Raw genomic sequence first — 11,640 nt, 5'->3', positions numbered from 1 at the left:
TAGTGCGCTGGGTTATCGCTCGCCACGGGAATATCTGCGGCAGCGGGCTTGTAATGGGTTAAGTGATAACAGATGTCTGGAAATATAGGGGCAAATCCAATTTTATTCGACAGGGATTAGGCATCGCCTTACAACCAGAGTTAACGCTGAAAAGCATTGCAGGTGAATTGTGTTCCGTTCCTCTCGAACCAACTTTCTATCGACAGATTTCGTTGCTGGCTAAAGAAAAGCCGGTAGAAGGCAGTCCACTGTTTTTACTACAAATGTGCATGGAACAATTAGTGGCGATTGGAAAAATTTGATATGAGACAGGATGGCGCATGAACACCATCCTGCAGTAACATTACTCTTTATTAAGAAATTTTACTGCCTTATCAGGGAAATCAGTAAACAGCCCATTTACACCCGCTTTGTTATACAGAGCATCATATAACTGATTCACATCAGGAGTGTATTCAGGCAGTTTATCTGACCGCACGGTATAAGGATGCACTACCAGTTTATTCTGCTGAGCATCTTGCACCATGCCAGTGAGTTTGATATTACCCGGCTGCGATGTCTCCTCAATCAACATATGGTAATCCGGACCAATACCATCTGCATATTCCGCCACCTGTTTCATGGCACCCGGCTTAAACATCCAGTCGTAGTTGTAATTAACCCAGCTTCCATCCGGCTGTTTCTGCTGCGTTTCATTCCAGTCGGTATAGGCAATCAGCTGTACCAGATTGAGCTCCATGCCCATTTTGGGTTCCAGCTCATTCTTAATACGCTTCAGCTCATCAGCATCAAAACATTGCAAATAAACTTTATCGTCTTTACCGGTGTAACCATATTTCTTCAGCACTTCCAGCGTTTTTGCCGCAATATCCTTCCCTTCCTGATGATGGAACCACGGCGCTTTGATTTCTGGATAAATACCGATATTTTTCCCGGTAGAGTGATTTAACCCCTGAACAAATTCAATCTCTTCTTCAAAGGTGTGCACCCGGAAGTCGGACTTACCCATTGGGAAACGCCCCGGATAAGTCTGCACTTTTTTACCGTTTTCAATATCGAAACCTTCGGTAAATTTCAACGACTTAATTTCATCCAGCGTGAAATCTATCGCGTAGTAACGACCGTCTTTGCGCGCCCGATCCGGGAAACGATCGGCAACATCAGTAACACGATCGAGATAATGGTCATGCAGAACAACCAGATGGTCGTCTTTGGTCATCACCAAATCCTGTTCCAGATAATCCGCTCCCTGCGCATACGCCATCGCTTTTGCTGGCAGCGTATGCTCCGGCAAATATCCACTGGCACCGCGATGGGCGATGACTATTTTTTCGTTGCTGTCCGCCGCCATTGCACTGCTTCCCATGACTATAGTGCTCATCATGATCGCCATGCTAAGGTTTTTCAGCGTCAATTTCATGCCATTAGCCTCCGTTGCGTTTTTGTAGTAATTGTTCATGGCGACGTTTTTCGCCAATCATCACAACAATCAACAAGATAACCGCCAGAATGCTGCCGCCAATCATTACCATAAAGCCGCCATCCCAGCCGAAGAAGTCCACGGTGTAGCCAACAATCGCGCTCGCCGCCACCGAACCGCCCAGGTAACCAAACAGCCCGGTAAAGCCCGCTGCCGTACCTGCCGCTTTTTTCGGTGCCAGTTCCAGCGCATGCAGACCGATCAGCATCACAGGACCGTAGATCAGGAAGCCGATAACAATCATACAAATCATATCGACGGTTGGGTTACCTGCCGGGTTCATCCAGTAAACGATAGTCGCGATGGTCACCAGTGTCATAAAGAAAACGCCGGTTGCCCCACGGTTGCCACGGAAGACTTTATCCGACATCCAGCCGCACAGCAGAGTGCCCGGAATACCTGCATATTCATAAAGGAAGTAGGCCCAGGAGGATTTATCCAGCGCGAAATGCTTAACCTCTTTCAGATAAGTCGGTGACCAGTCGAGGATGCCGTAACGCAGCAGATAAACGAACACGTTGGCGATGGCGATATACCACAGCAGTTTGTTCGGCAGTACGTACTGCATGAAGATTTGCTTCGCCGTCAGCTCCTGTTCCGCTTTTTCGTTATAGTCGTCCGGATAATCATTTTTGTACTCTTCGATCGGCGGCAAGCCACAGGATTGCGGGGTATCGCGCATCATCGCAAAGGCGAATAATGCCACCAGAATGGCGCAGAAAGCAGGCATATAGAGCGCCGCATGCCAGTCATTGAACCAGGCCATCCCCAGCAGGAACAGCAGCGGCGGAATACCACCACCAACGTTGTGCGCACAGTTCCACACTGACACAATGCCGCCACGTTCTTTCTGCGACCACCAGTGCACCATAGTACGACCACACGGCGGCCACCCCATCCCCTGGAACCAACCGCAGAGGAACAAAAGTACAAACATCACCGCAATGCTCGACGTCGCCCATGGCACAAAGCCCATAAACAACATCACTGCCGCCGCCAGAATCAAACCTGCGGGGAGGAAAACGCGCGGATTCGAGCGATCTGATACCGAACCCATTATGAATTTCGAAAATCCATAAGCGATCGAGATCCCCGAAAGCGCGAAACCTAAATCACCGCGAGAGAATCCCTGCTCGACCAGATAAGGCATAGCAAGCGCAAAGTTCTTACGAACCAAATAGTAAGCCGCATAGCCAAAGAATATCCCCAAGAAAATTTGCCAGCGCAATCGACGATAAGTCGGATCGATCTCCGCAGCAGGTAAGCGCGCTTTGTGTGGCGCTGGTTTAAAAATACTCAACATTGATAGCCTCCGTGGCCCGTGGTCTTATTTATGATTAACAGCCTGATTCAGTGAGAGAACCTGCCGTTTCTTGAGTTGCCGCGATGTTAAGAAAACATTCATAAATTAAATGTGAATTGCCGCACACATTATTAAATAAGATTTACAAAATGTTCAAAATGACGCATGAAATCACGTTTCACTTTCGAATTATGAGCGAACATGCTCGAAATCAAACAATTCATGTTTTTACTATGGCTAAATGGTAAAAAACGAACTTCAGAGGGATAACAATGAAAACTCGCGACTCGCAATCAAGTGACGTGATTATCATTGGCGGCGGCGCAACGGGAGCCGGGATTGCCCGCGACTGTGCCCTGCGCGGGCTGCGCGTGATTTTGGTTGAGCGCCACGACATCGCAACCGGTGCCACCGGGCGTAACCACGGCCTGCTGCACAGCGGTGCGCGCTATGCGGTAACCGATGCGGAATCGGCCCGCGAATGCATTAGTGAAAACCAGATCCTGAAACGCATTGCACGTCACTGCGTTGAACCAACCAACGGCCTGTTTATCACCCTGCCGGAAGATGACCTCTCATTCCAGGCCACTTTTATTCGCGCCTGCGAAGAAGCAGGGATCAGCGCAGAAGCTATAGACCCGCAGCAAGCGCGCATTATCGAACCTGCCGCCAACCCGGCACTGATTGGCGCGGTGAAAGTTCCGGATGGCACCGTTGATCCATTTCGTCTGACCGCAGCAAACATGCTGGATACCAAAGAACACGGTGCCGTTATCCTTACCGCTCATGAAGTCACGGGGCTGATTCGTGAAGGCGCGACGGTGTGCGGTGTTCGTGTACGTAACCATCTCACCGGCGAAACTCAGGCCCTTCATGCACCTGTCGTGGTTAATGCCGCTGGGATCTGGGGGCAACACATTGCCGAATATGCCGATCTGCGCATTCGCATGTTCCCGGCGAAAGGATCGCTGCTGATCATGGATCACCGCATTAACCAGCATGTGATTAACCGCTGCCGTAAACCTTCCGACGCCGATATTCTGGTGCCTGGCGATACCATTTCGCTGATTGGTACCACCTCTTTACGTATTGATTACAACGAGATTGACGATAATCGAGTGACGGCAGAAGAGGTTGATATTCTGCTGCGTGAAGGGGAAAAACTGGCCCCCGTGATGGCGAAAACGCGCATTTTGCGGGCCTATTCTGGCGTGCGCCCGCTGGTTGCCAGCGATGACGATCCGAGCGGACGTAACGTCAGCCGTGGCATCGTGCTGCTCGACCATGCTGAACGCGATGGTCTGGACGGATTTATCACCATCACCGGTGGCAAACTGATGACCTATCGGCTGATGGCTGAATGGGCTACCGACGCGGTATGCCGCAAACTGGGCAACACGCGCCCCTGTACGACTGCCGATCTGGCACTGCCTGGTTCACAAGAACCCGCTGAAGTTACCTTGCGTAAAGTCATCTCCTTGCCTGCCCCGCTGCGCGGTTCTGCGGTTTATCGTCATGGCGATCGCACGCCTGCCTGGCTGAGCGAAGGCCGTCTGCACCGTAGCCTGGTATGTGAGTGCGAAGCGGTAACTGCGGGTGAAGTGCAGTACGCGGTAGAAAATTTAAACGTTAATAGCCTGCTGGATTTACGCCGTCGTACCCGTGTGGGGATGGGCACCTGCCAGGGCGAACTCTGCGCCTGCCGCGCTGCCGGACTGCTGCAACGGTTTAACGTCACGACGTCCGCGCAATCTATCGAGCAACTTTCCACCTTCCTTAACGAACGCTGGAAAGGCGTGCAACCCATCGCCTGGGGAGACGCACTGCGCGAAAGCGAATTTACCCGCTGGGTTTATCAGGGACTGTGTGGTCTGGAGAAGGAGCAGAAAGATGCGCTTTGATACTGTCATTATGGGCGGCGGCCTCGCCGGATTACTCTGTGGCCTGCAACTGCAAAAACACGGCCTGCGCTGTGCCATTGTCACGCGTGGTCAAAGCGCGTTGCATTTCTCATCCGGTTCGCTGGATTTGCTGAGCCATCTGCCAGATGGTCAACCCGTGGCAGACATTCACAGTGGACTGGAATCTTTGCGTCAGCAGGCACCTGCACATCCTTACTCTCTTCTCGGGCCACAACGCGTGCTCGATCTCGCTTGCCAGGCGCAGGCATTAATCGCTGAAAGCGGTGCGCAATTGCAGGGCAGCGTAGAACTGGCTCACCAGAGGATTACGCCGCTCGGCACTCTGCGCTCTACCTGGCTAAGTTCGCCAGAAGTCCCCGTCTGGCCGTTGCCCGCGAAGAAAATATGTGTGGTCGGGATAAGCGGCCTGATGGATTTTCAGGCGCATCTTGCGGCGGCTTCGTTGCGCGAACTGGATCTTTCGGTTGAAACCGCAGAAATAGAGCTGCCGGAACTGGATGTCCTGCGCAATAACGCCACCGAATTTCGCGCTGTGAATATCGCCCGTTTCCTTGATAATGAAGAAAACTGGCCGCTGTTACTTGATGCGCTTATTCCTGTCGCCAATACCTGCGAAATGATCCTGATGCCTGCCTGCTTCGGCCTGGCCGATGACAAACTGTGGCGTTGGTTGAATGAAAAACTACCTTGTTCACTGATGCTTTTGCCAACGCTGCCGCCTTCCGTGCTGGGCATTCGTCTGCAAAACCAGTTACAGCGCCAGTTTGTGCGCCAGGGTGGCGTGTGGATGCCGGGCGATGAAGTGAAAAAAGTGACCTGTAAAAATGGCGTAGTGAATGAAATCTGGACCCGCAATCACGCCGATATTCCGCTACGTCCACATTTCGCGGTTCTCGCCAGCGGCAGTTTCTTTAGTGGCGGACTGGTAGCGGAACGTAACGGCATTCGCGAGCCGATTCTCGGCCTTGATGTGCTACAAACCGCCACGCGGGGTGAATGGTATAAGGGCGATTTTTTTGCGCCGCAACCGTGGCAGCAGTTCGGTGTAACCACTGATGAGACGCTATGCCCGTCGCAGGCAGGGCAAACCATTGAGAACCTGTTTGCCATCGGTTCGGTGCTGGGCGGATTTGATCCCATCGCCCAGGGATGCGGCGGCGGTGTTTGTGCCGTCAGTGCTTTACATGCCGCTCAACAGATTGCCCAACGCGCAGGAGGCCAACAATGAACGACACCAGCTTCGAAAACTGCATTAAGTGCACCGTCTGCACCACCGCCTGCCCGGTGAGCCGGGTGAATCCCGGTTATCCAGGGCCAAAACAAGCCGGGCCGGATGGCGAGCGTCTGCGTTTGAAAGATGGCGCACTGTATGACGAGGCGCTGAAATATTGCATCAACTGCAAACGTTGTGAAGTCGCCTGCCCGTCCGATGTGAAGATTGGCGATATTATCCAGCGCGCGCGGGCAAAATATGACACCACGCGCCCGTCGCTGCGTAATTTTGTGTTGAGTCATACCGACCTGATGGGTAGCGTTTCCACGCCGTTCGCACCAATCGTCAACACCGCTACCTCGCTGAAACCGGTGCGGCAGCTGCTTGATGCGGCGTTAAAAATCGATCATCGTCGCACGCTACCGAAATACTCCTTCGGCACGTTCCGTCGCTGGTATCGCAGCATAGCGGCTCAGCAAGCACAATATAAAGACCAGGTCGCTTTCTTTCACGGCTGCTTCGTTAACTACAACCATCCGCAGTTAGGTAAAGATTTAATTAAAGTGCTCAACGCAATGGGTACCGGTGTACAACTGCTCAGCAAAGAAAAATGCTGCGGCGTACCGCTAATCGCCAACGGCTTTACCGATAAAGCACGCAAACAGGCAATTACGAATGTAGAGTCGATCCGCGAAGCTGTGGGAGTAAAAGGCATTCCGGTGATTGCCACCTCCTCAACCTGTACATTTGCCCTGCGCGACGAATACCCGGAAGTGCTGAATGTCGACAACAAAGGCTTGCGCGATCATATCGAACTGGCAACCCGCTGGCTGTGGCGCAAGCTGGACGAAGGCAAAACGTTACCGCTGAAACCGCTGCCGCTGAAAGTGGTTTATCACACTCCGTGCCATATGGAAAAAATGGGCTGGACGCTCTACACCCTGGAGCTGTTGCGTAAAATCCCGGGGCTTGAGTTAACGGTGCTGGATTCCCAGTGCTGCGGTATTGCGGGTACTTACGGTTTCAAAAAAGAGAACTACCCCACCTCACAAGCCATCGGCGCACCACTGTTCCGCCAGATAGAAGAAAGCGGCGCAGATCTGGTGGTCACCGACTGCGAAACCTGTAAATGGCAGATTGAGATGTCCACAAGTCTTCGCTGCGAACATCCGATTACGCTACTGGCCCAGGCGCTGGCTTAAACTCCTTTCTGATGCCCGGTAAGCATGTGGTTACCGGGCATTTTTGCGTACACGATTCCGTGCCCAATGTATGCGTTGCAACGCAGTGAAAATTCCTCTGAAAACGTCTCGCAAAGGCTGAAACTGGCAGATGTCAAAGGCCTGGGATAACCGTAATGTCGCGTCATCATAAATATCAGGTGACGGACAACCATGACCGAATCAACAACCTCCTCCCCGCATGATGCGGTATTTAAAACCTTTATGTTCACACCCGAAACCGCACGGGATTTTCTCGAAATACATTTACCAGAACCACTGCGCAAGCTTTGCAACCTGCAAACCTTACGCCTGGAACCCACTAGTTTTATTGAAAAAAGTTTACGCGCTTACTACTCGGATGTTTTGTGGTCCGTGGAAACCAGCGACGGTGACGGCTATATCTACTGCGTGATTGAACATCAAAGCTCTGCAGAAAAGAATATGGCTTTTCGGCTAATGCGCTATGCCACTGCCGCCATGCAGCGTCACCTGGATAAAGGCTATGACAGAGTTCCGCTGGTGGTGCCATTGCTGTTTTATCATGGCGAAACATCGCCCTACCCGTACTCACTTAACTGGCTGGATGAGTTTGACGATCCGCAACTTGCCCGGCAGTTGTACACCGAAGCTTTTCCGTTGGTGGATATCACCATCGTACCTGACGATGAGATCATGCAACATCGGCGTATAGCTCTGCTGGAACTGATTCAAAAGCATATTCGCGACCGCGATTTAATCGGCATGGTCGACAGGATCACCACGCTTTTGGTTAGAGGCTTCACTAATGACAGCCAGCTACAAACACTGTTTAATTATCTGCTGCAATGCGGCGATACCTCCCGTTTCACCCGTTTTATTGAGGAGATTGCCGAACGTTCACCACTACAAAAGGAGAGATTAATGACTATTGCTGAACGGCTACGGCAGGAAGGGCATCAAATTGGCTGGCAGGAAGGTATGCATGAACAAGCCATTAAAATTGCTTTGCGCATGCTGGAACAGGGCATTGATCGTGACCAGGTGCTCGCGGCCACCCAGCTAAGCGAAGCCGATCTGGCAGCGAATAACCACTAATTAACACAGGCCCACAGCCGATCCCCATGGGCCTTTGATATCAATAACTACCTTTTATGCGTGGCCCATTTTTGCCTGATTTAAACATCGCCAGTCGTTGATCCAGGGCATCGCTGTAGAGCATCGTGTCAACGCCAACAGCGACAAAGTTCGCTCCCCACGCCAGGCATTGCTGCGCCATATCAGGAGCCACAGCCAGAAAACCAGCCGCTTTACCCACAGCACGGATCCGCCGAATGCTGGTTTCAATAATTCGCTGCACTTCCGGGTGCCCGGCGTTATCCGGGTAGCCCAACGACGCAGAAAGATCCGCTGGTCCAATAAACACGCCATCAATCCCTTCGACGTCGAGGATCTCGTCCAGGTTATCCAGTGCCGTTTTACTTTCCACCTGCACTAACAGACAAAGCGAATCGTTGACTTGCGCCATGTAATTCTCAATGCGTCCCCAGCGCGCAGCCCGTGCCACACTGGCCCCAACACCACGCTCACCGTAGGGAGGATAGCGCGTGGCAGACGCCACCTGACGAGCCTGATCGGCAGTATCGACCATCGGGATCAATAGAGTTTGCGCGCCAATATCCAGAACTTGTTTAATCAGCGATTTACTGCCTTCCACCGGACGGATCACGGGTTGGCTGGCATAGGGCGCTACCGCCTGTAGCTGGTGATAAAGATCCTGAATGGTGTTTGGCGCGTGCTCCCCGTCAATCAGCAACCAGTCATAACCGGAAGTAGCGGCAATTTCTGCCATATAAGAAGTAGTCGAGCTTAACCACAGACCAATTTGCACTTCGCCCTTGCGTAAACGTTCTTTAAAGGGATTGGTTAATAATGCGTTCATCGTGTTCCTTAACCTATTTAATGATGTGCCACGTCGGTCTGCGCAACAGTACGATTTACACGCAGAGTGAAAATAATCAGCGAACCGATGACCGCCACCGCTGCCAGTGTCAGTAATCCTGCCGCATCGCTGGCAAATAACGTTTCTGCTTTCACGCGCAGGATCGGGGCAATAAACCCGCCCACTGCACCAAACAGGTTTACAAAACCAATCCCCGCAGCCAGCGCCGTACCGGAAAGCAGTTGTGTCGGCATCGTCCAGAACACCGGCTGCACGGCAATAAACCCGATAGCTGCAACACACAGCGCTACGATCGCCATTACTGGAGAAAGCAGCCCGGACAGACCAATACCAATGCCCGCCGCCAGTAATGTCAGCGCTGCGACATTACGCCGTTCGCCGGTTTTATCGGAATAGCGCGGAATAAGCCAGGTCCCAAACAAGGCCGCAACCCACGGAATGGCGGTGACCACCGACGCTGTAAAGCCCACTTTTGTTCCCAGCAATGCCGCAACCTGGGTCGGCAGGAAGAAAATTAATCCGTAAACCGCCACCTGAATGGTCAGGTAGATAATCGCTAGTTGCCAGACTCGGCCATTACGCAGCGCATCGCTCAGCCGAGAAGTCACTTTCTGTTGTTCTTCACTTGCCAGTTGATTGATAAGCAACGTTTTTTCTTGTTTACTCAGAAAACGTGCCTGCTCCGGTGTGTCATCAAGCCAAAAGAATGTGAATACCCCAGCACCGACTGCCAACAATCCTTCAATCACAAACATCCAGAACCAGCCGGGATGCCCCATAAATCCATGCATCTCCAACAGCGCGCCGGAAAGCGGTGATCCCAGTGTTAACGCCAGCGGTGCGCCCATATAGAACAGCCCCATAATGCTGGCGCGATTACGCTGCGGAAACCATTGCGAGGTGAGATAAATCATACCAGGGAAAAATCCGGCCTCCGCAGCACCAAGCAGAGTGCGAACTATCAGAAATTTCGCTTCAGTATCGGCCCATGCCATGGCTGCCGAAAGAAATCCCCACAGCAGTGTTGTCGTACCAATCCAGGTTCTGGCCCCCAGTTTGCGCATCAAAAGATTCGCCGGAACACCCAGAAACGCATATACCACAAAGAAAATGCCTGCTTCCAGCGCATAAGCTTCATTACTCAACCCGGTATCAATCTGGTAGGTCTGTTTGGCAAAACCGATATTCGAACGGTCGAGAAACGCCAGCACATACAGCTCCAACATAAACGGAATTAAACGCACACGGTTTTTCTTCACCACGGCGTCAAGCAAAGCGGTGCTCATAAAAAGCTCCTTAGAATATGTGGGCGTTACCGTTGTCACAGCAACGCCCGGAGTGATTAGTGGCTGTAGGGGCGTTTCAAATTGCAGTCACGATTGAGTTCGACGCCAAAACCGGGTTTATCAAGCACTGATTTATGAATACGACCATTCACCGGAACCGGCTCATTGAGCAGAATCGGGTCAAACTGCGGACGCATCGTTGAACAATCCGGGCTGGTCATCAGGAATTCGCTGAATGGCGTATTGGTGAAGGTGATCACCGCATGGTGAGAGTAAACAGACGAACCGTGCGGCACCACCAGTTGCCCCCTGGATTTGGCGATTGCGGCAATTTCCACCAGCGTGGTAAACCACCGCACCAGCCAACATCCGGCTGCATAATGTCGATACCGGTTTCTGAAAGCGTACGAAAAGATTGCAGTGTGCCGTGGTGCTCACCGCTGGTGACCATCATTCCGACTGGCGCGTTGCGTTTCAGTTCGCGATAACCTTCATACTGCTGTGGCGGCAGGCACTCTTCGATCCATTTCAGGTTATAGGGCGCGCAAGCGTGGGCTAGTTTGGTCGCATAGTTCACGTCCTGACTCATCCAGCAGTCGAGCATTAACCAGAAATCTTCACCGCATTTTTCACGCATATCCGCGACCATAGCGGCATCTTTGCGGATCCCCGCATCGCCATCATGTGGCCCCCAGTGCGTCGGCATTTTGCCACCGATAAAGCCCATCTCTTTTGCCAGATCCGGACGCGCACCTGTGGCGTAGAACTGAATCTCATCACGAACAGCGCCGCCTAAAAGTTTATAAACCGGAAGCCCGACCACTTTGCCGAACAGATCCCACAGAGCCAGATCGACACAGGAAATCGTATTCATCACCAAGCCACCAGAGCCGGAGTAATACAGGGTGGCATTGAGCATTTGATCGTGGATCAGTTTGATATCACTGACACATTTACCCTCAATGAAACAGTTAAGGTGTTTTTCGACGATAAAACAGCCCATTTCACCGGCTGTCGAAACAGCGAATCCGGTCTGGCCGTTTTCTGCTTCGACTTCAACAACCAACGTGCCAAGAACGTTAATGCCAAATGACTGGCGTGACTGCTCGTAATCGCGGTATTTACTCATCGGGGTGGCAATATGATCGTCTATCCAGTGATTCGCCCCCTGGTCGTTATAATCACCGCCGCCAGCGCCTTTTTCTGCTGTCGCACCGCCAGTAAACCAGGCGCGAACCTGTTTAATTTTTGGTAGGGTCATGATGTTCTCCATT

The 11,640-nt window shown here is 52.0% G+C and carries 8 protein-coding genes and 2 pseudogenes; 5 read left to right on the top strand and 5 right to left on the bottom strand.

Going from position 1 to position 11,640, the window contains the following annotated elements:
- Positions 1 to 98: 98 nt before the first annotated feature.
- Positions 99 to 302: pseudogene (locus BGK49_RS10500) on the top strand (LysR family transcriptional regulator); the annotation flags it as partial.
- Positions 303 to 343: 41 nt separating this feature from the next.
- Here the strand turns inward: BGK49_RS10500 and glpQ are convergent.
- Positions 344 to 1,420: a glycerophosphodiester phosphodiesterase gene (glpQ, locus tag BGK49_RS10495; RefSeq protein ID WP_000779090.1), complete on the bottom strand. Its 1,077-nt coding sequence runs from the start codon at positions 1,418 to 1,420 to the stop codon at positions 344 to 346.
- 4 nt (positions 1,421 to 1,424) lie between these two features.
- The gene (glpT, locus tag BGK49_RS10490; protein ID WP_000948732.1) at positions 1,425 to 2,783 is read right to left on the bottom strand and encodes a glycerol-3-phosphate transporter; all 1,359 of its coding nucleotides are present in this window, start codon (positions 2,781 to 2,783) and stop codon (positions 1,425 to 1,427) included.
- 272 nt (positions 2,784 to 3,055) lie between these two features.
- Here glpT and glpA point away from each other — a divergent pair, with 272 nt between their 5' ends.
- From glpA to BGK49_RS10470, 4 genes are all read left to right on the top strand, one after another.
- Positions 3,056 to 4,684, top strand: a complete 1,629-nt coding sequence (gene glpA, locus BGK49_RS10485; protein WP_000857231.1) for an anaerobic glycerol-3-phosphate dehydrogenase subunit A — start codon at positions 3,056 to 3,058, stop codon at positions 4,682 to 4,684.
- Positions 4,674 to 5,933: a glycerol-3-phosphate dehydrogenase subunit GlpB gene (gene glpB, locus BGK49_RS10480; RefSeq protein ID WP_001209905.1), complete on the top strand. Its 1,260-nt coding sequence runs from the start codon at positions 4,674 to 4,676 to the stop codon at positions 5,931 to 5,933. Before glpA ends, glpB begins: the two co-directional genes overlap by 11 nt.
- Positions 5,930 to 7,120: an anaerobic glycerol-3-phosphate dehydrogenase subunit GlpC gene (gene glpC / locus BGK49_RS10475; protein WP_001000359.1), complete on the top strand. Its 1,191-nt coding sequence runs from the start codon at positions 5,930 to 5,932 to the stop codon at positions 7,118 to 7,120. Before glpB ends, glpC begins: the two co-directional genes overlap by 4 nt.
- A gap of 192 nt (positions 7,121 to 7,312) precedes the next feature.
- Positions 7,313 to 8,215, top strand: a complete 903-nt coding sequence (locus BGK49_RS10470; RefSeq protein ID WP_000140570.1) for an ISNCY family transposase — start codon at positions 7,313 to 7,315, stop codon at positions 8,213 to 8,215.
- 40 nt (positions 8,216 to 8,255) lie between these two features.
- Here the strand turns inward: BGK49_RS10470 and yfaU are convergent, their stop codons facing one another.
- The 3 genes and pseudogenes from yfaU to rhmD all read right to left on the bottom strand — a co-directional run bounded on the left by yfaU (position 8,256) and on the right by rhmD (position 11,627).
- On the bottom strand, positions 8,256 to 9,059 hold the full coding sequence (gene yfaU / locus BGK49_RS10465; protein WP_000992989.1) for a 2-keto-3-deoxy-L-rhamnonate aldolase: 804 nt from the start codon (positions 9,057 to 9,059) through the stop codon (positions 8,256 to 8,258).
- 17 nt (positions 9,060 to 9,076) lie between these two features.
- Complete coding sequence (locus BGK49_RS10460; RefSeq protein ID WP_069375739.1) at positions 9,077 to 10,366, bottom strand: MFS transporter; 1,290 nt, start codon at positions 10,364 to 10,366, stop codon at positions 9,077 to 9,079.
- 56 nt (positions 10,367 to 10,422) lie between these two features.
- Positions 10,423 to 11,627: pseudogene (gene rhmD, locus BGK49_RS10455) on the bottom strand (L-rhamnonate dehydratase).
- Between the last annotated feature and the right edge of the window lie 13 nt (positions 11,628 to 11,640).

Origin of the sequence: Shigella sp. FC1544 (assembly GCF_001722145.1) — a bacterium.
Lineage (GTDB): Bacteria > Pseudomonadota > Gammaproteobacteria > Enterobacterales > Enterobacteriaceae > Escherichia > Escherichia coli.
The sequence above is the reverse complement of the archived record's forward strand: the minus strand, read 5'-3'. Positions and strand labels throughout refer to the sequence as shown.